Origin of the sequence: Labrys sp. 22185, assembly GCF_052045555.1 — a bacterium.
In the GTDB taxonomy this organism is placed as follows: Bacteria; Pseudomonadota; Alphaproteobacteria; order Rhizobiales; family Labraceae; genus Labrys; species Labrys neptuniae.
In genome coordinates this window covers 73,580-94,779 of record NZ_JBQEPH010000009.1, presented here as the reverse complement: position 1 = coordinate 94,779, position 21,200 = coordinate 73,580, and the positions used below count along the sequence as shown (strand labels likewise).

21 protein-coding genes are annotated in these 21,200 nt (G+C 65.0%); 6 read left to right on the top strand and 15 right to left on the bottom strand.

The features are described 5' to 3' along the window. Window positions 1-17: 17 nt before the first annotated feature. Together ACTJKX_RS18860 and ACTJKX_RS18855 are read right to left on the bottom strand one after the other, a co-directional pair. Window positions 18-1,502 carry an MDR family MFS transporter gene (locus ACTJKX_RS18860; protein WP_394313743.1) on the bottom strand — a complete coding sequence of 495 codons (1,485 nt, stop codon included), beginning with the start codon at window positions 1,500-1,502 and terminating at the stop codon, window positions 18-20. A 196-nt stretch (window positions 1,503-1,698) separates the two neighbouring features. Then, window positions 1,699-2,955 (bottom strand): class I SAM-dependent methyltransferase, encoded by a 1,257-nt coding sequence (locus ACTJKX_RS18855; protein ID WP_394313742.1) that lies wholly within the window; start codon window positions 2,953-2,955, stop codon window positions 1,699-1,701. Between the two features lie 333 nt (window positions 2,956-3,288). Between ACTJKX_RS18855 and araD1 the strand changes: the two genes are divergently transcribed. Then, window positions 3,289-4,287, top strand: coding sequence for an AraD1 family protein (araD1, locus tag ACTJKX_RS18850; protein ID WP_440726132.1), 999 nt, complete (start codon window positions 3,289-3,291; stop codon window positions 4,285-4,287). An 89-nt stretch (window positions 4,288-4,376) separates the two neighbouring features. Here the strand turns inward: araD1 and dapE are convergent, their stop codons facing one another. Continuing rightward, window positions 4,377-5,546 carry a succinyl-diaminopimelate desuccinylase gene (gene dapE / locus ACTJKX_RS18845; protein WP_311942961.1) on the bottom strand — a complete coding sequence of 390 codons (1,170 nt, stop codon included), beginning with the start codon at window positions 5,544-5,546 and terminating at the stop codon, window positions 4,377-4,379. Window positions 5,547-5,638: 92 nt separating this feature from the next. Then, window positions 5,639-6,505, bottom strand: a complete 867-nt coding sequence (dapD, locus tag ACTJKX_RS18840; RefSeq protein WP_311942958.1) for a 2,3,4,5-tetrahydropyridine-2,6-dicarboxylate N-succinyltransferase — start codon at window positions 6,503-6,505, stop codon at window positions 5,639-5,641. A gap of 177 nt (window positions 6,506-6,682) precedes the next feature. On the opposite strand from dapD, the gene ACTJKX_RS18835 reads away from it, so the two are divergent. Next, window positions 6,683-7,924: an aminopeptidase gene (locus tag ACTJKX_RS18835; RefSeq protein WP_440726131.1), complete on the top strand. Its 1,242-nt coding sequence runs from the start codon at window positions 6,683-6,685 to the stop codon at window positions 7,922-7,924. A gap of 20 nt (window positions 7,925-7,944) precedes the next feature. Here ACTJKX_RS18835 and ACTJKX_RS18830 read toward each other — a convergent pair whose 3' ends face one another. The 6 genes from ACTJKX_RS18830 to upp form a co-directional block, all read right to left on the bottom strand. Next, the gene (locus ACTJKX_RS18830) at window positions 7,945-8,508 is read right to left on the bottom strand and encodes a phosphatase domain-containing protein (protein WP_376717753.1); all 564 of its coding nucleotides are present in this window, start codon (window positions 8,506-8,508) and stop codon (window positions 7,945-7,947) included. 118 nt (window positions 8,509-8,626) lie between these two features. Further along, complete coding sequence (locus ACTJKX_RS18825) at window positions 8,627-9,505, bottom strand: NmrA family NAD(P)-binding protein (RefSeq protein ID WP_440726130.1); 879 nt, start codon at window positions 9,503-9,505, stop codon at window positions 8,627-8,629. Between the two features lie 114 nt (window positions 9,506-9,619). Then, complete coding sequence (locus ACTJKX_RS18820; protein WP_311942947.1) at window positions 9,620-10,447, bottom strand: AraC family transcriptional regulator; 828 nt, start codon at window positions 10,445-10,447, stop codon at window positions 9,620-9,622. Window positions 10,448-10,527: 80 nt separating this feature from the next. Next, window positions 10,528-11,859 carry an ATP-binding protein gene (locus ACTJKX_RS18815; protein WP_440726129.1) on the bottom strand — a complete coding sequence of 444 codons (1,332 nt, stop codon included), beginning with the start codon at window positions 11,857-11,859 and terminating at the stop codon, window positions 10,528-10,530. Further along, the gene (locus ACTJKX_RS18810) at window positions 11,859-12,527 is read right to left on the bottom strand and encodes a response regulator transcription factor (protein ID WP_311942941.1); all 669 of its coding nucleotides are present in this window, start codon (window positions 12,525-12,527) and stop codon (window positions 11,859-11,861) included. Before ACTJKX_RS18810 ends, ACTJKX_RS18815 begins: the two co-directional genes overlap by 1 nt. Window positions 12,528-12,602: 75 nt before the next feature. Further along, window positions 12,603-13,232 (bottom strand): uracil phosphoribosyltransferase, encoded by a 630-nt coding sequence (upp, locus tag ACTJKX_RS18805; protein ID WP_068288071.1) that lies wholly within the window; start codon window positions 13,230-13,232, stop codon window positions 12,603-12,605. Window positions 13,233-13,453: 221 nt separating this feature from the next. Between upp and rpoN the strand changes: the two genes are divergently transcribed. Continuing rightward, a complete protein-coding gene (gene rpoN / locus ACTJKX_RS18800) occupies window positions 13,454-14,983 on the top strand; it encodes an RNA polymerase factor sigma-54 (protein WP_440726128.1) in 1,530 nt (509 codons plus the stop codon). Then, on the top strand, window positions 14,980-15,459 hold the full coding sequence (locus tag ACTJKX_RS18795; protein ID WP_311942932.1) for an MmcB family DNA repair protein: 480 nt from the start codon (window positions 14,980-14,982) through the stop codon (window positions 15,457-15,459). The genes rpoN and ACTJKX_RS18795 overlap by 4 nt, the downstream gene beginning before the upstream one ends. Window positions 15,460-15,472: 13 nt before the next feature. Here the strand turns inward: ACTJKX_RS18795 and ACTJKX_RS18790 are convergent, their stop codons facing one another. Next, window positions 15,473-16,216: an alpha/beta hydrolase gene (locus tag ACTJKX_RS18790; RefSeq protein ID WP_440726127.1), complete on the bottom strand. Its 744-nt coding sequence runs from the start codon at window positions 16,214-16,216 to the stop codon at window positions 15,473-15,475. Window positions 16,217-16,387: 171 nt separating this feature from the next. On the opposite strand from ACTJKX_RS18790, the gene ACTJKX_RS18785 reads away from it, so the two are divergent. After that, on the top strand, window positions 16,388-16,894 hold the full coding sequence (locus tag ACTJKX_RS18785; RefSeq protein ID WP_394313726.1) for an SRPBCC family protein: 507 nt from the start codon (window positions 16,388-16,390) through the stop codon (window positions 16,892-16,894). Window positions 16,895-16,909: 15 nt separating this feature from the next. Here ACTJKX_RS18785 and ACTJKX_RS18780 read toward each other — a convergent pair whose 3' ends face one another. Beyond that, entirely contained in the window at window positions 16,910-17,764 is an 855-nt protein-coding gene (locus ACTJKX_RS18780) for a hypothetical protein (RefSeq protein WP_440726126.1), read from the bottom strand. Continuing rightward, window positions 17,761-18,222 (bottom strand): ABA4-like family protein, encoded by a 462-nt coding sequence (locus tag ACTJKX_RS18775; protein ID WP_440726125.1) that lies wholly within the window; start codon window positions 18,220-18,222, stop codon window positions 17,761-17,763. Before ACTJKX_RS18775 ends, ACTJKX_RS18780 begins: the two co-directional genes overlap by 4 nt. 131 nt (window positions 18,223-18,353) lie before the next feature. Here ACTJKX_RS18775 and ACTJKX_RS18770 point away from each other — a divergent pair, with 131 nt between their 5' ends. Beyond that, window positions 18,354-18,977, top strand: a complete 624-nt coding sequence (locus ACTJKX_RS18770; RefSeq protein ID WP_367625214.1) for a TetR/AcrR family transcriptional regulator — start codon at window positions 18,354-18,356, stop codon at window positions 18,975-18,977. Between the two features lie 29 nt (window positions 18,978-19,006). Here ACTJKX_RS18770 and trmB read toward each other — a convergent pair whose 3' ends face one another. After that, on the bottom strand, window positions 19,007-19,744 hold the full coding sequence (gene trmB / locus ACTJKX_RS18765; protein ID WP_440726124.1) for a tRNA (guanosine(46)-N7)-methyltransferase TrmB: 738 nt from the start codon (window positions 19,742-19,744) through the stop codon (window positions 19,007-19,009). A gap of 155 nt (window positions 19,745-19,899) precedes the next feature. After that, a complete protein-coding gene (gene metK, locus ACTJKX_RS18760; RefSeq protein WP_068288087.1) occupies window positions 19,900-21,096 on the bottom strand; it encodes a methionine adenosyltransferase in 1,197 nt (398 codons plus the stop codon). Between the last annotated feature and the right edge of the window lie 104 nt (window positions 21,097-21,200).

Below are 21,200 nucleotides of genomic sequence, written 5' to 3'. Positions count from 1 at the left end.
GCAAGATGCCCGGGCGGTCACTCCATCGCTACCGAGGCCGGCTCGACCTTGGTCCTGAGCGGCCGCTCTTCCATGCGCAACAGGGCGCAAAGCGTGGCGAGCGATCCGAAGGCAGCGGCCAGGAACACCCAGCGGAACACCGAACCGATATCGCTGCCGGCGGCAGCGATCGATTTCGCCAAGGTCTCGATGGTGACGTTGGCAGCGAGGTCGGCCGGCAGGCCGCCCATCACGATGGCGCCGAACACCGCAACGATCAGGGCGCCGCCGAGCGAGCGAAAGAAATTCATGGCGCCGGTGGCCGTGCCCATCTGGTGCTGCAGGACGGCGTTCTGGATCGCCACCGTAGTGACCGGCAGCATGGTGCCGATGCCCAGGGATGCGGCCGTCAGCAGGACTTCGAGCACCACCAGAGGCAGGGCCTGCGGGTTGATCGAGATCAGGGCGAAGGCGAGGGTCGAGACGGCAAGGCCGATCAGGGGTGGGCGCTTATAATGCGTGATGCGCGCCATCAGGCGGCCCGACAGTGTCGCCCCCGTGACGGTGCCGACCATCATCGGGATCAAGGCGAGGCCCGATTGGCTTGCCGTCAGGCCATAGACGCCTTCCAGCAGGATCGGCATGTAGATCGTCATGCCGATGAAGACGCCCATGCCGAAACAGGCGGCGATGGTGCCCGCCGCCACCACCGGATTGGCCAGGATCTCGGTGGGGATCAGCGGTTCGGGCGCGGTGCGCAGGCGGACGACGAAGCCGATCCAGAACAGGACGGAAAGGCCGAACAGGCCGAGGATCGGTGCCGAGTTCCAGGCATAATGCGGCCCGCCCAGGCTGAGGGCGAGCAGCAGGGCGATGGTGGCCACGGCCATCAGCGCCGAGCCGAGAAAATCGAGCTTGTGCGGCCTTTCGTGGCGCGGCAGCTTCTTGAGCACCGAATTCGTCATCCAGAAGGCGAGCAGGCCGAGCGGCAGGTTGATCCAGAAGATCACCGACCAGTGGAGCTTCTCGGCCATGAAGCCGCCGAGTACCGGGCCGGCGATGCTGGAGGAGACGAAGACGGTGGCGAAATAGGCCTGATAGCGAGCGCGTTCGCGTGGCGGAATGATATCGGCGATGATGGTCTGCGCCAGCGAGATCAACCCGCCGCCGCCGAGGCCCTGCAGGGCCCGCGCCAGGATCAGGGTCAGCATGGTCGGCGCGAGGGCGCACAGAATCGAGCCGGCCACGAAAGTGCCGATCGCCACCAGCAGCGTCACGCGCCGGCCGGCGATATCCGCCATCTTGCCATAGAGCGGCGTCACCGCCGTCGAGGTCAGCAGGTAGATGGTGACGACCCAGGGCAGATTCTCGAAATCGCCAAGCACGCGGCCGATCGTCGGCATTGCCGTGGCAACGATGGTCTGGTCGAGCGCCGCAAGGAACATCGCCACCAGCACGCCGATGATGATCGAGCGTATCTCCTGAGGGCTCAGCGCGGAACTGGCCGGTTCGGACTGGGTCATAACTGCTTTCCGGAAGCTCGGTCGCGGCTTCCTATTCTATGCAAAATATCTTGCACATTCCTCCGGATCGCGGCCTTGGAAACAAAGAGGGATGTGCCTGGAGCGGAAAGAAGAGGCGGGCCCGAAGACCCGCCTCTTCTTGGAAATGGCCGGAATGGCGTCCTTCAATGACCCGCCATCGATAATCGGCAAGCGCTTATTCGGCTGCCTCGCGGTTTGGCGCGGGGACCGGCTGCAGGTCGAGAGGCAGGCGCCGCTCGGCCTCGCCGATATAGTCGCGGGTCAGCGGTACGGCGTTGACCGACTTTGCCACCTGGATCTGGAAGACCATGTGGCCGCCCCAGCGGAAAGTGGCCTCGGAAGCGGCCAGATACATATCCCACATCCGGCAGAAGCGCTCGTCATAGAAGGAACGGATCTGGTCGCGATGATGGTTGAAGCGCTCGCGCCAGTGCTTGAGCGTCTCCGCATAATGGATCCGGAGGATCTCGATGTCGGTGACGACCAACCCGGCCCGTTCGATCGCCGGCAGCACTTCCGAAAGCGCCGGCGAATAGCCACCGGGGAAGATATACTTCTGGATCCACGGATTGGTGGCGCCGGGCCCGTCGGAACGGCCAATGGCATGCACGAGGCCCACGCCGTCCTCGTTCAAAAGGGTGGCGATCTTGCGGAAATAGGCATCGTAGTGGTTGACGCCGACATGTTCGAACATGCCGACGGAGACGATGCGATCGAATTTCCGATCGAGGGCGCGGTAGTCGACCAGCTCGAAGCGCACGCGGTCGGCGATGCCGGCGGCCTGGGCCCGGGCATTGGAAACCCGGTGCTGCTCTTCCGACAGGGTGATGCCGGTGACATCCGCCTTGGTCACGTCGGAAATGTAGAGACCCATGCCGCCCCAGCCCGAGCCGATGTCGAGGACCTTCACGCCCGGCTTCAGCAGCAGCTTGGCGGCGATATGCCGCTTCTTATAGGCCTGCGCTTCTTCCAGCGTGATGTCGAGGCTGGGAAAATAGGCGCAGCTATACTGCCGGTCCGCATCCAGGAAGAGGTCGAACAATTCGTCCTTCAGGTCATAGTGATGGGCGACGTTGTTCTTCGACTTTCCGGCCGGATTGTACTGGGCGATGCGCCGGCTGATCTTGCGAGCCGTGGAAGCGATGTTGCTTAGCGGGCCGATCGAGGTAGACCAGCCGATATTCTGCATGAACACGGCGAGCATGTCGTAGACATCACCCTTTTCGATGACGAGGCGCCCGTCCATGAAGGCTTCGCCCACTTCCAGTTCCGGATTGGTGAGAAGCTTCCAGGCTGTTGCCTTGTCTACAATTCGAATGGTGCTCGAAAAACCCTGGCCGGATCCGTAGGTATGAACGTGGCCCTCGGGATCAATAACCGTAAGTGCACCCTTTTTAATCAGGCGCTTCAACATAGTATCGAGAATAAACATCTGCAAAAACCCCAGCGGTTTCGCATCGCGGGAGCCCTTTCGGTCGCCTGCCGCTCTCATCACGCAGGGAGGACCGCCACTTGCCGGCTGGCAGATTCGACACGAACCGTTCCCAAATTGAACGCAATTTGAGCAGGGATGCAATTGTTTTTCTGCCCACTCTAAACAAAATCAAAAAGCGCGACACGATGCCGCCTTCGAATATTTTCACGGAATCAGAATTCGGCCTGTCGCCGCGGGCCGGCAATTGATGGCGGAGCGCATTTTACCGTTGCGCTCTGTCGAATGCTTTCTATGATGCGCGTCTGCTAATTTGTCTGAGGAATGCGCCGCGTGTCTCCTACTCCCCTCCGCCTAGCCCAATTGCGCCATCAGGGTCGGCGCGCCGTCGTCGCCACCAGCGAGGGCGTCTCGCGCCTCATTCGCGACACCGCGACGGTGCTGGACCTCGCCAATGCCGCGATCGCTTCAGGTCACAGCCTGAGGGCCGAGATTGAGAAGCGGGGCCTGGGTGAGACCGTCGACCTCGCGGCCGCGCTTGCCGCCGGCGAGGTGCTGGCGCCGATCGACCATCCGGACCCAAGCCATGTCATGGTTGCCGGCACCGGGCTGACCCATCTCGGCAGCGCCGAAGGGCGCGACAAGATGCACCAGGACCTTGCCGATCTGTCGAAGGCCACCGATTCCATGAAGATGTTCCGCATGGGGCTCGATGGCGGCCGGCCGGCGCCGGGCCAGGAGGGCGTGCAGCCCGAATGGTTCTACAAGGGCGATGGCTCGACGCTGATTGCTCCGCAGGGCGCCTTGCCGTCGCCATCCTTCGCCCTCGACGCCGGCGAGGAGCCGGAACTGGCCGGCATCTATGTCAACGGGCCCGACGGCACGCCCTGGCGTATTGGTTTTGCGCTCGGCAACGAGTTTTCCGATCACGTCACCGAACGGCAGAACTATCTCTATCTCGCCCATTCCAAGCTGCGCGTCTCAGCCATCGGGCCGGAGCTCCTGGTCGGCGAGGCGCCCGCCGATATCCGCGGCACCTCGCGCATCCTGCGCCAGGGCAAGGTGATCTGGGAAAAGCCCTTCCTCACTGGCGAGGCGAACATGTCGCACACCATCGCCAATCTCGAAGGCCATCACTTCAAGTACCAGCTGTTCCGCCAGCCTGGACAGGTGAACGTGCATTATTACGGCACGGCGACGCTGAGCGTCTCCGACGGCGTGGTGACCGAGCCCGGCGACGTCTTCGAGATCTCGGCCGAGCCTTTCGGGCTGCCGCTCGCCAATCCGATCGGGCGCGTGGACGCGCCGTGGCCGACGGTGAAGGCGCTGTGATCCTGGGACCGCCGGCCTCCTGGCCGGCTCTTAGGAACTTCTGTCGTGCGAAAGACAGGATGCCGGCCAGGAGGCCGGCGGTCCCAGGATCATCCGAAATACTGCCCGAGAATGCGCTGGTAGATCCGGGTCAGGCTTTCCAGGTCGAGGATGTCGACGCGCTCGTCGATCTGGTGCATCGTCTTGCCGACCAGGCCGAACTCCACCACCGGACAGACATTCTTGATGAAGCGGGCGTCCGAGGTGCCGCCCGAAGTCGACAGCACCGGGCGGCGGCCGGTTTCCGCCTCGATCGAGGAGACGATCGCATCGACGAAAGCGCCGGGCGGGGTGAAGAAGGATTCGGAAGCCGAGCGCTCGAAGACGAGGTCGTAGGCGACCTCGTTGCCCGCAGCGCCGTCGAGCTTGCCCCGCACCCACTCCTCCAGGCTTTGCCGGGTCCAGCGGTCGTTGAAGCGGATGTTGAAGGTCGCGCTGATGTCGGCGGGAATGACGTTGAAGGCGGGATTGCCGACATCCACCGATACCACTTCGAGATTGGAGGCGTCGAAATGGTCGCTGCCCTGGTCGAGTTCGCTCTGGGTGAGGGCGGCGAGCAGGCGCACCATCTGCGGCACGGGGTTCATGGCCAGGTGCGGATAGGCGACATGCCCCTGCTTGCCATGCACGGTGATGATGCCTGACAGCGAGCCGCGCCGGCCGATCTTGACCATGTCGCCGAGGGCGTCGGGGTTGGTCGGCTCGCCGAGGATGCAATGGCCGATGCGGTCGCCCTTAGCCACGGCCCAGTCCAGCAGTTTCACGGTGCCGTTGATGGCCGGGCCTTCCTCGTCGCCGGTGATCAGGAAGGCGATCGGCGCCTCGGGATTGGCATCGAGATGGCGCAGGCTCGCCGCGACACTGGCGGCGACGCCGCCCTTCATGTCCACCGCGCCGCGTCCGTAGAGCTGTCCGTTGACGATGTCGCCGGAGAAGGGCTGATGGCGCCAGCGCGCCTCGTCGCCCGGCGGCACAACGTCGGTATGGCCGGCGAACATCAGGGCCGGCTTGTCCGGCGGCCCGATGCGCGCATAGAGATTGACGATATCAGGAGTGTCCTCGTCGCTGAACGGCACCAGATGGGCAGTGAAGCCGTTCGCCTGCAGCACCTCGGCCAGCAGCGTCAGGGCACCGCCTTCGGCCGGCGTGACGGAGGGGCAGCGGATGAGGGCCTGGGTGAGGGCGACGGGATCGCGGGGATCGAAGCTGAGATCAGTCATGGGGCGTTTGGGGGGCGGGTCTTCAGACTCGCCTCTTTCTTGACAAATGATGCAGTTCCAGGCGGGTCTGAAGACCCGCCCCCCGATGCGGCTCAGTGGTTTCCGTCGCGCAGCAATTCGTTGATGCTGGTCTTGGAACGCGTCTGCGCATCGACCGTCTTGACGATCACGGCGCAATAGAGCGAGGGGCCGGGGCGGCCGTCCGGCAGGGGCTTGCCGGGCAGGTTGCCGGAGACCACCACCGAATAGGGCGGCACATAGCCCTTGTAGGTCTGGCCGGTGGCCCGGTCGATGATGGTGGTGGACGCGCCGATATAGACGCCCATCGAGATCACCGAACCTTCGCCGATGATGACGCCCTCGACCACTTCCGAACGAGCGCCGATGAAGCAGTCGTCCTCGATGATGGTCGGATTGGCCTGCAGCGGCTCGAGCACGCCGCCGATGCCGACGCCGCCGGACAGATGCACGTTCTTGCCGATCTGGGCGCAGGAGCCGACGGTCGACCAGGTGTCCACCATGGTGCCGGTGGAGACATAGGCGCCCAGATTGACGAAGGACGGCATCAGCACCACGCCGGGCGCGATATAGGCCGAGTGGCGCACCACGCAATTCGGAACGGCGCGGAAGCCGGCCAGGCGGAATTCCGTCGTGCTCCAGCCCTCGAACTTGGAGGGAACCTTGTCCCACCACAGGGTGCCGCCCGGGCCGCCGGCAATCGTGGTCATGTCATTGAGGCGGAAGGACAGCAGCACCGCCTTCTTCAGCCATTGATGGGTGTGCCAGGATTCACGACCGGTCGCGCCGGGTACCTTTTCGGCGACGCGCAGCTTGCCTTCGTCGAGCAGGCCGAGCGTATGGTTGACGGCTGCCCGGATCTCGCCCTTGGTCTCGAAATTGCACTGGGCCCGGTCTTCCCAGGCGGCGTCGATCACGGTCTGCAGGCGGGCGATTTCCATGGCGTCTCCTCACATAATCCCGCCGCAAATGCCGCGCGAAAGCCGGGCCTGTCAAGTTCCAGACCGTCCTGAACTGGCCTAATCTCCCTCTCTCGGCTGTTGTGCCGACAAAGGGCTTGACGGCGCAGGGCATCGTTGCTGGTCTGCGCGCTCGATTGTTCCCTTTTGAGGTTTGCCATGTCCATTTCCTCCGAGAGCCATTCCAAACGTCTCGACAAGCTCGCCGAGACGGCCGTGAAGGTCGGCCTCGGCCTTGCGCCCGGCCAGGAATTGGTGATGACGGCCTCGATCGAGGCCTTGCCGCTGGTGCGCCGGATCACCGAGCATGCCTACAAGGCCGGAGCCAGCCTGGTCACCACGCTGTTTTCGGACGAGGAATCGACGCTGGCGCGCTATCGCTTCGCGCCGGATGCGGCCTTCGACACTGCTCCGGGCTGGCTGTTCGACGGCATGGCCGCGGCCTTTGATCGCGGTGCCGCCCGCCTCGCCATCGCCGGCGAGGATCCCTCGCTGCTGGCTGGCCAGGACCCGGCCAGGATCGCGCGGGCCAACCAGGCGCGCTCGGCCGCCTACAAGCCGGCGCAGAAGCGCATCGTCGGCTTCGACATCAACTGGAACATCGTGTCCTACGCCTCCGCCGCCTGGGCAAAGGCCGTGTTCCCCAATGAGGCGGAGGAGGTTGCCGTCGCCAAGTTGTGGGATGCCATCTTCGCTGCTTCGCGCATCGATTCGAACGATCCGGTCGCGGCCTGGGCCGAGCATAACCGCAACCTGCATGCCCGTGCCGCCTACCTCAACGACAAGCGCTATGCCGCGCTGCATTACACCGGCCCGGGCACCGATCTCACCATCGGCCTCGCCGACGGGCATGAATGGCTCGGCGGCTCGTCCAAGGCCAAGAACGGCATCACCTGCAATCCCAACATCCCGACCGAGGAAGTCTTCACCACGCCGCATCGCGACCGGGTGAGCGGCTATGTCTCCGCCACCAAGCCCTTGTCCTATCAGGGCACGCTGATCGACAAGATCGCCGTGCGCTTCGAGGAGGGACGTATCGTCGAGGCCGATGCCGCTACCGGCAAGGACGTGCTCGCCAAGGTGCTGGATACCGATGCGGGGGCCCGGCATCTCGGCGAAGTCGCGCTGGTGCCGTTCTCCTCGCCGATTTCCCAGAGCGGCCTGCTGTTCTACAACACGCTGTTCGACGAAAATGCCGCCAGCCACATCGCGCTCGGCCAGTCCTACAGCCAGTGCTTCGTCAATGGCGGCTCGCTGAGCCCGGAAGAACTGGCGACGCGCGGCGCCAACAACAGCCTGATCCATATCGACTGGATGATCGGCTCGGGCGAGATCGACATCGACGGTATCGGCGCCGATGGCAAGGCCGAGCCGCTGATGCGCAAGGGCGAATGGGCGTAGCCGGTCTCGCCCTGGGCGGCTCAGCTCTTGGTGTAGCCGAGGCTCGCCTCGAGGTTCTCGAACGTGTCGTCCATGGCGTAACTGCGCAGGAAGGGCAGCGAGAAATGGCCGAAGCGCAAGGACATCTGGCTTTCCGCCTGCGCTTCGCTCGTCTTGCTGATCGCCGCCAGATAGAGCGCGGCGGCAAGGCCACTGCGGTCCGCGCCGCCTTCGCAATGGATCAGGATGGGTTTTTCCGCATTGCGCAACAATTGTACCAGGGCGTCCGCCTGCAGGCCGCTCAGTTCACGTGACGCGGACATGGCGAAATCGACATGGGTGACGCCGAGCCGGGCCGCTTCGGCGATCTCGGCGTCGTACCAGGCGGCGCCGGTGTTCCTACCGCGCAGATTGATCACCGTGCGGATACCCGCCTCATGGACATAGTGCCTGAGCCGCCCGGGCGTGGGTTGGCCGGAGCGATAGAGTTCGCCGGCAACCACGGTGTGGAAATTGCCACCGAGATATTGCAGGCCCAGATAGGTTGCGCCGGCGGCCAGGACGGCGGCGCAGCCCAGGCCCGCCGCCAGGAGAACGCCCCTCAACCAGGCGGCAGTTCCTGCGCTGCGCCCGGTGGGGAATTTGTACGCTGAACCGCTACTCAACCTTCGCCTCCGACCACCTATCGTCGGCGCGTTCTAGCCCAGCAGAATTAGGGCAGACTTAGAGGGGGCTGCCGAGCATGGCCGCCAGGGCTTGGCGCAGGCCGGTTTCGCCACGCCGGATATTCCCGGTGACCTCCTCCACCTCGATGCGTCCGGCATTGTGGGCGTCGTACATCTCGGCGACGAGCTCGGCATAGCTCGCGCTCAGGCCGCCCTGAACCAAGGCGGGAAGCCACTGGGCGCGCGGCAGCTCCCGTGCCGCGATCTCCCGGCCGGTGAGGCTGGCCAGGGCCGAGGCGACATCCGCCGTGCTGTAGCGTTCCGGGCCTTCCGCGTGAAAGACGCGAAACCCGGCGCCGGAGCCGGTCGTCAGCAACTGGGCGGCAATTTCTCCGACGTCGGCAGCCGAAACCGTGGGAAACAGCTTGGTCACGGGATGATGCAGGCTGGGCAGGACACCGGTTTCGACCGCGCGCGGCAACAGCCGGGCCCAGTTCTGCATGTGCTCGGCCGACCTCAGCACCGTCAGGGGCAGGCCAAGGCCGCGAAGGGCCTCCTCCAGATGGTGAAAGGTCAGGGCGATGCCGGTCTCGCTGGCATGGTGGGCGCCATAGTCCGAAATTGCCAGCACGGAAGCTGGTCGGGTTTCGGCCAAGGCGGTGACGATCGCCTCGATCGAGCTGCGCATTTGCGCGCCGGCGTCGTCGCTGCGCGGGCTGATGGGGCAGATGACCTGAACCGCCTGTGCGTCCCGCAGGGCGGGGCGCAGAGCCTGGCCGTCATGAATGTCGGCCATGGCAATGTCACAGCCAAGGACTTGCAAGGCCGCTGCATGGTCCGCGTTGCGGATGATGGCCCTCACAGGTGCGCCGAGCTGGCGGAGCGTTTGGATCGAATGGCGGCCGACTTTGCCGTTGGCGCCCAGAATGACGAACATCGTGTCTGTCCTCGCTTGCTGTCGAGGCGCGATTGAAGACGTTCCGGCCGGCATCGTCGCACGCAAAAGGATGGCGCAAAGCAGAAAGAGATGAAAAAAACGGGAGCTTTGGCGTCAGGCGGCCTGTTCCCGCCTCAGGCGGGCGAGACCGGCCGGCGTCATGCCCAGGATGCGCTTCATGGCATGGGCGAGATGGCTTTGGTGCGCAAAGCCCGCGCTCAAGGCAACCTGACTGATCGGCAGGTCGCCGTTCGCGAGCAGGCGCCTGGCATGTTCCACCCGGCGCCGGATGACATATTGGTGCACCGGCAGGTCGAACGAGCGCCGGAACAGGACCTTGAGATGCGGCACGCTGATGCCGGCAATCCGTGCCAGCACTGCAAGGGAAAGATCGTGATCGAGATGGCTTTCGATGAATTCGACCAGATCGTCGCGCTGTCTTGCCGAAAGGGTCTGCCTTGCCGAAATGGCGGCCAGCCTCGCATGTCCGTCGACGAGGCGCACAGCCAGGGCCGAACCGAGGCCTTCGGCAACCAGGCGGTCGGTCGGAGTCCGTCCCGCCGGCTCGGCCAGGGCTTTGGCGATATATTCGATCCTGGCGTCGCGGCATTGGAAACGCGGGATCAGCCTGACGCGGTCGGGGTCGATCTCTAGATCTTCGGCGGCCTTGCGCAGAAGGGCCGGGCTTACCCATAGGCGCAGGATGGTGCAATCGGCGTCGTCCTCCCATTCGCCATCCAACCCGGCCGGAACGATGTCGATGTCGCCATCGGACTGGATGCGGATGTAGCGTCGGCCGTCACAGCGGCAGGAGGCGTTGACAGGCCTGCCGACATGAACACCAAGCCGGTGGAAGGGCGAGGCGGGCACATGGGTAAGGCCGGCGGCAATGTCGCGTCGCTCGACCGCAACGCCGATGGTATCAAGCCAGTCTGCGCTCATGACCGCTCCAATCGCCCAACCGGATATAGCGACTATGTGGCCATGAAAATGGCGCGCGGCCAGCCCGGCCACGGCATTTTTCAGGATCCTGCCGGGGCATTCGCGACTTCGCCGTTCAAGCGAGCCGAAACCAGGAGTTCGGCTACCAGTCCGCTGCGATCCGCCCGATTGGCCAGGGTGAGGGCGATGTCGTGGCCGTCGGCGATGGACCTGGCGATCGCCAGCCCCAATCCGGTCCCCTCGACATGCTGCGGTGCGGCCCGGAAGAAGCGTTCGAAGACACGTTCGAGCAGGTCGGGATCGAGCCCCGGACCGCTATCCGTGATGCGGATGCCGTGCCTACCTTCCTCAAGGGTCTCGATCGTGATCTCGCCTCCGGAGGGGGTGTAGTGCAGCGCGTTTTCGATCAGATTGGTGAGCAGCGTCCGCAATTCCCTGGCGTCGCCGACAAGCGGAACCGCGCTGCGCCGCTGCATGCTCAGACGCAGTCCGCGGGCCTCGGCGATCGGTTCGAGTTCGGCAACGCAAGCCTGCGCCAGTACGCCGAGGTCCTGGGGCGTATGTTCCTGGCCACCGGTGCCGGCTTCCAGGCGGGCGAGCTGGAGCATCTGGTTGGTGAGGTGGGTGGCACGCCTGGCACCTGCCTCCAGGTCATCGAGCCTTGCATGCAGTGCTGCACCGCGGGAAAGGGGCCTGAGATTGCCGATCTGCAGGGTGAGCGCGGCGAGCGGGGTGCGCATCTCATGTGCGGCATCGGAGATGAAGCGGCGCTGGCGTTCCAGCGTCTGCTGCAAGCGGGACAACAGATGATTCATCGCAGCGACGAGTGGCAGGACCTCGGATGGCACCCCTGCTACGGGAATGGGCGTGGTGTCGACGGCTGATCGCGCGGACAGGGTGGCGGCGATACGCCCAAGCGGCTTCATCACCAGATAGATGACCAGGCCAAGGAAAAGCCAGGCAACCGGGATGAGGATGATGATCGGCAGCACGGCGCCGAGGGCGGCATGCTCGGCCAGCTCCGTGCGCGCTTCGATCTGCTGGGCGATCTGGACGGTGCGTTCACCCTCGACCAGGGTGTAGACCCGCCAGTCGTGCCGGGCGACGGTCTCGTTCGAGAAGCCGGTACCGCTGCTGCGTGGAATGGCGATGGCGGGATTGGTCGAGCGCATCGGCGCGTCGGCGCTGTCCCAGACCTGAACGAGAAGATCGTCCTCGCGATTGCGCGTGCTTTTGATGGCGGGGCGCAGGCTGCGGGCATCGAGGGCGTAGACGGCGACCTGCTGCAGCTGCTTGTCGAGGAAGCGATGGGCCTCGCGCCGCACCGCGAAGTAGGAGGCGAGGGCCGCGCCGATGCCGACCACCAGCAGCACGGCGGCGATGGCGATCAGGCTCGACCAGCGCAGCGACATCAGGGAGCGTCCTTTGCGACCATCCAGCCGGCTCCACGCGAATTGCGGATGATGTCCTTGCCGAATTTCTTGCGGATGGCGTGGATCAGCACCTCGACGGCGTTGCTTTCGACCTCCTCGCCCCAGCCATAGAGGCGTTCTTCCAGCTGGCTGCGCGAGACGATCGCGCCGGGTCGTTCCATCAGGACCAGCAGCAGCGAAAACACCCGTGCGGTCAGCACATGGCTTTGGCCGCGATAGGTGACGCGGTGGCTTTCGAGATCGAGCTCGAGGTCGCCATGGACCAGCGTCGAGACGGCCTGGCCGCCATGGCGGCGACGCAGCACGGCCCGGATCCGGGCCTGCAACTCGCGCATCTCGAAGGGCTTGACGATGTAGTCGTCGGCGCCGAGATCGAGGCCGTCGACGCGATGGTCGAGGTCGTCCCGGGCGGTGATGATCAGGACCGGCGTGGTGTCGCCGCCCCGCCTCAGATCGCGCAGCAGTTCAAAGCCGGTCTTGCCGGGCAGGCCGTTGTCGAGGAGCACGACGGAATAGCCGTGTTGCCGCAAGGCCGCTTCACCGTCCGGGCCGTCGCGAACCCAGTCCACCGCCATGCCGGCATCGCCAAGCGCCTGCAGCAGCGCCTTTCCGATCATCGGGTCGTCCTCGATCAGAAGAATGCGCATGAGGCCGCCGCGGAAACAATGTGAACTCGGCGAGGATGGCAACCAATTAAGGGCTGATCAAGGAAGCGGCCCGCCTCACTTGGTTCCGTAGATGCGGTCACCGGCATCGCCCAGGCCCGGCACGATATAGCCGTGGTCGTTGAGGTGGCTGTCGATCGCCGCCGTCCAGATCGTCACGTCGGGATGGGCCTCGCGCAGATGCTTGATGCCTTCGGGCGCAGCGAGCAGGCAGACGAAGCGGATATCCTTGACGTCGCGCGCCTTCAGCCGCTCGATGGCGGCGACGGCGGAATTGGCCGTGGCCAGCATCGGGTCGAGTACGATCACCAGGCGCTCCGCCACATCGGGCGGCGCCTTGAAGTAGTACTCAACGGCCTTCAGTGTTTCGGGATCACGATAAAGCCCGATATGAGCGACACGAGCCGAGGGCACGAGGTCGAGCATGCCTTCGAGGAAGCCCTCGCCGGCGCGCAGGATCGGGGCCAGCACCAGCTTTTTGCCGGCCACGCGCGGCGCCTGCATCTTGGTCAGGGGCGTCTCGATCTCGACCATTTCCAGCGGCAGATCGCGGGTGACCTCGTAGCAGAGCAGGCGGCCGATCTCGTTGAGCAACTGCCGGAACCCCTTGGTCGAGCGATTCTTGTCGCGCATCAAAGTGAGCTTGTGCTGCACCAGCGGGTGATCGACGACGATGACGCCTTCCATCGGAGTTTCCCTTCTTCACATTCTCCCTTTACCTAGCCGATTTCTCGGCCGGGGTAAGGCATCATAGCGCGCCTTCCACGCCTTTCGTCGCGGCTTAGGCTTAAGGCTTTCCGTTTTTGCAAGCTTGCGCATCGAAAAATCTGGCGTGAAACTTGCTTCTGGCCGCGGTCCATGCAGGATGCTGCCCGCAACAAGACCAATAATCAGGATCGTGCGCGTTCATGGCGTTGTCGCAAAGGCTTGAGTTCCGCCAGACCCAGTCGCTGGTGATGACGCCGCAGCTGATGCAGGCGATCAAGCTTCTGCAACTATCCAACCTCGATCTCACCGCCTATGTCGAGGCGGAGCTGGAACGCAATCCGGTTCTGGATCGCGCCGAGGGCGAGGTGTCGCGTGAGCCTGAGACGCTCGCCGCGGTGCCTGTCGATCCGGCCGAGGGGGATTGGCTGAGAGACGATATGGCGCCCTCCCGCGAAGCGATGGAGCAGGGGCTCGGCACCGATCTCGACAATGTCTTTCCCGATGAACGGCCAGCCGACAGGCAGGAGGCGCCCGCCGCGATCGAGCAGCTGGCCGGCAGCGATCCCTATGTCTCGTCCTGGTCGAATGTCGGCGCGGGTGGGCATGGCGGCGACGAGGACGTCAATTACGAGGGCATGGCCGCGGCCGATCTCTCGCTTGCCGATCATCTGGAGATGCAGCTTGATCTGGCGACCCGGGATCCCGGGCGCAGGCTGATCGGCCGCTTCATCATCGATATGATCGACGAGAGCGGCTATCTCGTCGGCGATCTCGCGGAACTCGCCGAACGCCTGGGGGCGCCGCTCCAGGAGGTGGAGGCCGTGCTCGCCATCGTGCAGGGCTTCGAACCGAGCGGCATCGGCGCCCGTTCGCTGAAGGAGTGCCTGGCGCTCCAGCTCAAGGAGCGCAACCGGCTCGACCCGGCGATGGCGACGCTGCTCGACAATCTGGAACTGGTGGCCAAGCGCAACATCCCGGCCCTGCGGCGCCTGTGCGGAGTCGACGATGAGGATGTGGCGGAGATGATCGCCGAATTGCGCGGCCTTACGCCCAAGCCGGGCCTGGCCTTCGGCTCCACGCCGGTTCAGCCGGTGGTGCCGGACGTGCTGTTGCGCGCGGCGCCTGACGGGACCTGGATGGTGGAGCTCAACCCCGACACCTTGCCGCGCGTGCTGGTCAATCAGAACTACTATGCCCGGGTGGCGCGCACGGCCCGCAGCGAGGCAGACAAGACCTTCCTGACCGAGGCGCTGCAGACGGCGAACTGGCTGACCCGCAGTCTGGAGCAACGCGCGCGCACCATCCTCAAGGTCGCTACCGAGATCGTGCGCCAGCAGGACGCCTTCTTTGCCCTCGGCGTGCAATATCTACGTCCGCTCAATCTCAAGACCGTGGCCGATGCCATCGGCATGCATGAATCCACGGTGTCGCGTGTTACAGCCAACAAGTTCATCGCCTCGGCCCGCGGGCTGTTCGAGCTGAAATATTTCTTCACCGCCTCGATCTCGAACGCGGAAGGGGGCGAGGCGCATTCGGCCGAGGCCGTGCGCCACCGCATCCGCCAGATGATCGACGCCGAAGCACCCGATGCCATCCTGTCCGATGACACCATCGTCGCGCTGCTGCGCAAGGACGGCATCGACATCGCCCGGCGCACCGTGGCCAAATATCGCGAATCCATGCGGATCGCCTCCTCGGTGGAAAGGCGGCGGGAGAAGGCGGGACGATGACGAGCGGTTTGCCGGTCCTGCCCATTGATGGCCGCCAGTCCGCGATGGCCCTGACGATCCAGCGCGGCGCCAGCCGGCTGCTGCGCCAATACGGCCTGACGCCGGTGCCGGAGGTGACGCTGCCCAATGGCCGCCGTGCCGATCTCCTGGCGGTCGGGCGCAAGGGCGAGATCTGGATCGTGGAAATCAAGTCCTCGGTGACGGATTTCCAGGTCGATCAGAAATGGCCGGAGTATCTCGCCTATTGCGACCGGCTGTTCTTCGCCGTCGGCCCGGATTTTCCGCTGGCCCTGCTTCCCGAGGCAGCCGGCCACATCGTGGCCGACGCCTATGGCGGCACGCTGCTGACTGAGGCCCCCGAGCAGCGCCTTGCCGCGCCGACGCGCAAGGTCCTCACCCTGCTGCTCGCCCGCCTCGCAGCGGGACGGCTGCACCAGGCCATGGATCCCGAAGGCGCCTTCGGCTTTGGCGAGTGATGCCCCGAAGGCGTTATTGCCCGGCGAATGAGGCGACGAGCGAGACCAGTTCTGCATCCTGGCCGTTGAAGCCGTGATGCGCGCGGGACCGGCAGGGATTGCCGGCTTGCAGGCCGCCCTCCAGCCATTTCACCGTGACCCGCTCTCCGGCCCAGGCCTGGAAGGGCGCGACGCCGGCCGGCCTGGTGAAGCGGCAGTCATCCTGGCGATGATGCACGACGAGCGTGGGCGGCAGCAGCCTGGGGGAACCGAGCATCGCCATGACGCTCCGGGACGGCCCTGAGGCCGGACTGAGGAAAGCGGAGGTCAGCACCAGCCGGTCGGGCCTGGCGCCCTTCAGGAGGCCCTTGGCCGCTCGCGGCGTGCCGGCGGAGGTAGCCACAACAGTGACGGGCCGCTTCAGGCCCGCCATGGTATCGACTGCGGTGGCGAGGCGGGTGTCCTTGTCGACCAGCAGGACGTTATAGCCCTTGGCGGCAAAAGCATCGCGGTTGCGGATGAGGACATTGTCGGCACCGCTGCGAAACTGGCCGTTGGGGCCGACATCGAGCCTGCCGTCACCGCCGGTGAGCAGGATGAGGCTGCCTTTGGCATGGGGATGCCGGATCAGGATGTTATCGATGCCGGCGACGGTTACGGTCTCGCCACCGCTGGCGATCGCAGCTGTCTGGGCGAGGGCTGGCCCGCTTAGGGGGAAAAGGCCGAGGAAACAGAGCGCGAAGGCCCCTCGTCTGCAAGGCGATGTGTTCCAGCTCATGATTCGAACGGCTCCTGTTTCCTCCCTCGATAGGAAGCAAGGGTTACGGCTGGATTACGGGCAGGGCCTAGCGGCAGTGGACGGCATCAAATTTACATCCTTGTCTTGCTCCCCTGCGGCCGGTCATGATCTATGAAGCGAAAGGGCATATGGCCCGGGAGGAGCAGTTCCATGGATATGAGCGGTTCGCAGCGCATCGAGGCTTCGCGCGAGAAGGTCTGGGAAGGCCTGAACAATCCCGAAATCCTCAAGCAATGCATTCCGGGCTGCGAGTCGATCGAGCTGGTTTCGCCGACGGAGATGACCGCCAAGGCCGTGCTGAAGATCGGTCCGGTCAAGGCCTCCTTCAACGGCAAGGTCACGCTGTCGGACCTCGATCCGCCCAATGGCTACACGATTTCCGGCGAGGGGCAGGGTGGTGTCGCCGGCTTTGCCAAGGGCGGAGCGACGGTGCGCCTCGAGGCTGATGGCGAGGATGCCACCATCCTCCACTACGACGCCAAGGCCGATGTCGGCGGCAAGATCGCCCAACTCGGGGCGCGCCTGATCGACGGTACGGCCAAGAAGCTGGCCGGCGATTTCTTCGAAAAATTCGGGCAGGCGATCTCGCCCAAGCCGGAAGGCGAGGAAACCCCGGCAGAGCCGGAAAAGAAGGGCTGGTTCGGCCGCAAGAAGTGAACCGGTCGCCCGTCCTCACGCGGGTATGAAGGGAATGCCGCGCAAGGCCTGGATGAAGACGAAGAGGGTGGCCGCACCATAGGCGAGCGCAACTGCGCTGACGATGAAGATGGCCGTGCGGCCGCTCGCCCAACGTTCCGCAACCAGGCCCAGCACGGGCAGGATCTGCAGGACGTGCAGGCCCAGGAAATGGGCCACCCTGAGGTCACCGCCCGTGCGTGACCAGCCGAAGATAGGCACGCCCGCTGCATCGCTGCGAATGCCGCCGATCCAGTGGCCATTGCCGGCGGAAAGGACGCTGCCCGAGCCTGCGCCCAGCACGAAAGTAAGCGTCAGACCGAGCAGGACCGAGAGCCAGAAGGCGGTCGACCAGGCCTGGGGGCGGTGTCGCAGCAGCAAGACCGCCAAGGCAGGGCTCAGGGCCGTGAGCGTCATCGCGCCGATGCCCATCAATGTGTACATCAGCCGATGGAAGGGATCGGCCACGTTGTAATGCGAAGCAAGACCCCTGGCGGCCTGGAGGCTGATGTAGCCGATCTCGAAGGTGCTCGCGGCAAGGCCGAGGGTGACGAGGATCCTGATTGCCCGCCCGCGGCGCGTCTCGTCGGGCAAGGCGCCGATGAACCAGGCCAGCGTCAGGAGATAGAGGCCGACCGAGAGCTGGAACTTCAGCGGCTTCACCCAGACCGAGATGCCATTGAGCGTCCTGCCGTCGGTCGCCAGGGCCATGAGGGTCGGGACCATCAGCGCCAGGATGATGAAGCCGCCTTGTGCCAGCAGGCGCTCGCGTCGCAGCAACTCATCCACCACTCGCCAGGCAAACGCATGCGGGCGGCAGGCAAGGCGAAGGCTGGGCGTGTTCGTCGTCATGCGGGTTCTCCTTGACGGCGCGAGAGGCCCCGCAGCCAGACGCTGCGCAGGGCCAGGAACGTCAGGAAGCCGATGGGGCCGAACAGGAAGGTGAGCGCGAGACAGGGCAGGACGGCCAGATGCGGCAATCCGGACCGTCTCGCCTCGCGCACCTCCCAGGCTCCGACCAGCAGGTCGAAGGCGAGGTAATGCAGCCAGCCGGCCAGGAGCAGGCCGCGATGGCTGAACAACGCGCCGACGTCGCCGAGAGAGCCGAAGCCGCCGGCAGCCTCACCCCAGAAGCGAAAGAGCAGGGCGGCATAGGCAAGGCCGAGCGCGATCGGAACGAATCTGGCGGCGATCAGCTGGGCAAGGGCCGGACGCAGTGGAGACAGGGCAAGCGCGATCCAGCCGCAGAGAGCGAGCATTCCGGCACCGGAGAAGATCTGGTCGAGCGTGAACGCCTGGTCGAGAGCCATCTCGGTATCCTCAACTTGACAGTGTCAAGATAAGGATGGCAGCTATTTTGACATTGTCAAGATCGTGATGGATAGTGGCGCTCGCGCCGAGCAATGGCGCGGTGGCGCCGGTGGTATGGAGCGGGTAGGAAGTGGAGCAACAGGGATCGACGGCGCATAAGGCCGGCTATCATCACGGTGACCTGCGGGCCGCGCTGCTCGCGGCCGCTGAACTCGTCCTAGCCGAACGCGGTGTCGAGGGTTTCACGCTTCGCGAGTGTGCCCGCCGCGCGGGAGTCTCCCACGCCGCGCCCGCGCATCATTTCGGCGACGTAGCCGGCCTCCTGACCGCGGTGGCGGCGCTGGGATTCGAGACGCTCACGCTCTTCATGCGTCGGGCTCGCGCCGGCATCGACGAGCCGGAGGCCCGATTGCGGGCGATCGGGCGCGGCTACGTCACCTTCGCCCGCCAATATCCGGAGAGATTCCGGCTCACCTTCAACCGGCATCGCCTCAATATTGCGGACCCGGCCCTGAGGGCTGCCGGGCAGGAGGCCTTCGCCGAGCTCGAGACCGCCATTCGCCTGGTGACCAAGGCCGGCGACGGCCCGCTCGAGCGTGACCAGCTCGACGTCTTGCTGCAGACTTGGTCGGTCGTGCACGGCTATGCCCATCTCCTGCTGGCGGGGCAGCTTGACGGGCCCCTCAAGGGCGGAGGCGAGGCTGCGGCGGATGCCGCCCTGGAAGGCGTGCTGGCCCGCCTCACAGCGCGATAGGCAGTCCGCCTGCACGATCCCAGGAGAACCTAGATCCTGCTGAAAGTGAAATAGGCGCCGCGCCGACCTTCCCTCAACGCCTTGGCTTCGTAGCGGGTGGAGCGCCAGCCCTCCCACGGCGTCAGCCAGTCGGCCTGGCGCTCGGCCGTCCATTCGAACTCGGACGAGCGCGCCACGCGCGCCAGGGCATAGGCGGCATAGTCGTCGATGTCGGTGGCAAAGCGCAGCTCTCCGCCCGGCTTGAGAATACGAGCCAGGCGCGTCAGCATCCCCTCGCCCAGGAAGCGGCGCTTGCGGTGACGCCGCTTGGGCCAGGGGTCGGGATAGAGCAGATAGATGCGTGCGATCGAGCCGGCCGGCAGCCAGTCCACCACCGCCTTGGCGTCGTCGTCCCACAGGCGGATATTGGCGAGCCTGTTCTGCTCGATCTGCGCCAGCATCTTGGCGGTGCCGTTGACATAGGCCTCGCAGCCGATGAAGCCGACTTGCGGATTCTCGCCAGCGCGCTGGGTGAGGTGCTCGCCGCCGCCAAAGCCGATTTCGAGCCAGACCTCGCCGACAGGCTCCGGGAAGAGGCCAGCAAGATCGGCGGGAGGCGGCGCGGTCAGGTCGAGACGCAATTGCGGCAGCGAAGCGGACATCAGGTCGGCATGCCCCGGCCGCAGGGTCTTGCCCTTGCGGCGGCCGAAGAAGGCGCCGTGGCCGCGAGGCGGGGTATCCGTGCCCTCGCCGAATTTGTCCTTGTCGTCTTCAGTCACGGCCCACATCCACCAGAGGAAAGCGCGTTTGGACGCAATCTACTCCAACATTTTGGTCGGAAGCGTCATTGCGATTCCGGATGATGCCGTCAAATCGCAAAATGCTATGAAAAAAGCCTCTCCCGGCGGGCGGGAAAGGCTTTGCGTTGACGGCTGGCGGCAGATCAGGCGCGCACGGCCTTCTTGATCGCGTCGGCGAGATCGGTCTTCTCCCAGGAGAAACCGCCGTCGCGGGCCGACTTGCGGCCGAAATGGCCATAGGCGGAGGTGCGGGCGTAGATCGGCTTGTTGAGGTTGAGATGCTCGCGGATGCCGCGGGGCGTCAGGCTCATCACGTCACGCAGGGCCTTCTCGACCTTCTCCTCGGAGACGTTGCCGGTGCCGTGCAGGTCGACATAGATCGCCAGCGGCTCGGAAACGCCGATGGCGTAGGCGAGCTGGATGGTGCAGCGATCGGCCAGCTTGGCCGCCACCACGTTCTTGGCGAGGTAGCGCGCCGCATAGGCAGCCGAGCGGTCGACCTTGGTCGGGTCCTTGCCGGAGAAGGCGCCGCCGCCATGGGGGGCCGCGCCGCCATAGGTGTCGACGATGATCTTGCGGCCGGTCAGGCCGCAATCGCCGTCCGGGCCGCCGACCACGAACTTGCCGGTGGGATTGACGTGCCAGACCGTGTCCTTGGTGACCCAGCCTTCCGGCAGAGTCTTGAGGATATGGGGCTCGACCAGCTTCTTGATGTCGCCGGAGGTGAGCTTCTCGTCGAGATGCTGGGTGGAGAGCACGATCTGCGTCACGCCGACCGGCTTGCCGTTCTCATACTTCACCGTGACCTGGCTCTTGGCGTCGGGGCCGAGCATGCCAAGTTCGCCCGATTTGCGGGCCTTGGTGATGTCCTCGAGGATCTTGTGGGCGTAATAGATCGGAGCCGGCATCAGCTCCGGCGTCTCGCGGCAGGCATAGCCGAACATGATGCCCTGGTCGCCTGCGCCTTCGTCTTTGTTGCCGGAAATATCGACGCCCTGGGCGATGTCGGGGGACTGGCCGTGCAGCAGGACCTCGATCTTGGCCTTCTTCCAATGGAAGCCGTCCTGCTCATAGCCGATCGCCTTGACGGCGCGGCGGGCGGCACTCTTGATCTTGCCCTTGGTGACGGTCTCGGGACCACGATATTCGCCGGCGATCACCAGGCGGTTGGTGGTGGCGAGGGTTTCGCAGGCGACGCGCACCTGGGAGGGGTCCATTCCGGTCTTGGCGGCCTCGCGATAGAACAGGTCGACGATTTCGTCGGAGATGCGATCGCAGACCTTGTCGGGGTGGCCTTCAGCGACCGACTCGCTGGTAAACAAATAGTCGGAACGGGACACGAATGTTTCTCCACGCCAAAATGGAACTCGGTATTGTCCCGTTTTGGCGAGGGGAAGCTTCGTCGTCAAGCGGCAAATCGTACGTTTTGTTCGTTTAAAGGAAC

Bases quoted from the DNA above. Each gene is read 5' to 3' on its own strand.
- ACTJKX_RS18790 (WP_440726127.1), bottom strand. From the start codon at position 16,216: ATGAGCTGGAACACATCGCCTTGCAGACGAGGGGCCTTCGCGCTCTGT.
- ACTJKX_RS18810 (WP_311942941.1), bottom strand. From the start codon at position 12,527: ATGCGCATTCTTCTGATCGAGGACGACCCGATGATCGGAAAGGCGCTG.
- rpoN (WP_440726128.1), top strand. From the start codon at position 13,454: ATGGCGTTGTCGCAAAGGCTTGAGTTCCGCCAGACCCAGTCGCTGGTG.
- ACTJKX_RS18825 (WP_440726130.1), bottom strand. From the start codon at position 9,505: ATGTTCGTCATTCTGGGCGCCAACGGCAAAGTCGGCCGCCATTCGATC.
- dapE (WP_311942961.1), bottom strand. From the start codon at position 5,546: ATGACTGATCTCAGCTTCGATCCCCGCGATCCCGTCGCCCTCACCCAG.
- ACTJKX_RS18860 (WP_394313743.1), bottom strand. From the start codon at position 1,502: ATGACCCAGTCCGAACCGGCCAGTTCCGCGCTGAGCCCTCAGGAGATA.
- ACTJKX_RS18835 (WP_440726131.1), top strand. From the start codon at position 6,683: ATGTCCATTTCCTCCGAGAGCCATTCCAAACGTCTCGACAAGCTCGCC.
- ACTJKX_RS18820 (WP_311942947.1), bottom strand. From the start codon at position 10,447: ATGAGCGCAGACTGGCTTGATACCATCGGCGTTGCGGTCGAGCGACGC.
- trmB (WP_440726124.1), bottom strand. From the start codon at position 19,744: ATGTGGGCCGTGACTGAAGACGACAAGGACAAATTCGGCGAGGGCACG.
- ACTJKX_RS18815 (WP_440726129.1), bottom strand. From the start codon at position 11,859: ATGTCGCTGCGCTGGTCGAGCCTGATCGCCATCGCCGCCGTGCTGCTG.
- ACTJKX_RS18785 (WP_394313726.1), top strand. From the start codon at position 16,388: ATGGATATGAGCGGTTCGCAGCGCATCGAGGCTTCGCGCGAGAAGGTC.
- upp (WP_068288071.1), bottom strand. From the start codon at position 13,232: ATGGAAGGCGTCATCGTCGTCGATCACCCGCTGGTGCAGCACAAGCTC.
- ACTJKX_RS18780 (WP_440726126.1), bottom strand. From the start codon at position 17,764: ATGACGACGAACACGCCCAGCCTTCGCCTTGCCTGCCGCCCGCATGCG.
- ACTJKX_RS18775 (WP_440726125.1), bottom strand. From the start codon at position 18,222: ATGGCTCTCGACCAGGCGTTCACGCTCGACCAGATCTTCTCCGGTGCC.
- ACTJKX_RS18795 (WP_311942932.1), top strand. From the start codon at position 14,980: ATGACGAGCGGTTTGCCGGTCCTGCCCATTGATGGCCGCCAGTCCGCG.
- ACTJKX_RS18855 (WP_394313742.1), bottom strand. From the start codon at position 2,955: ATGTTTATTCTCGATACTATGTTGAAGCGCCTGATTAAAAAGGGTGCA.
- dapD (WP_311942958.1), bottom strand. From the start codon at position 6,505: ATGGAAATCGCCCGCCTGCAGACCGTGATCGACGCCGCCTGGGAAGAC.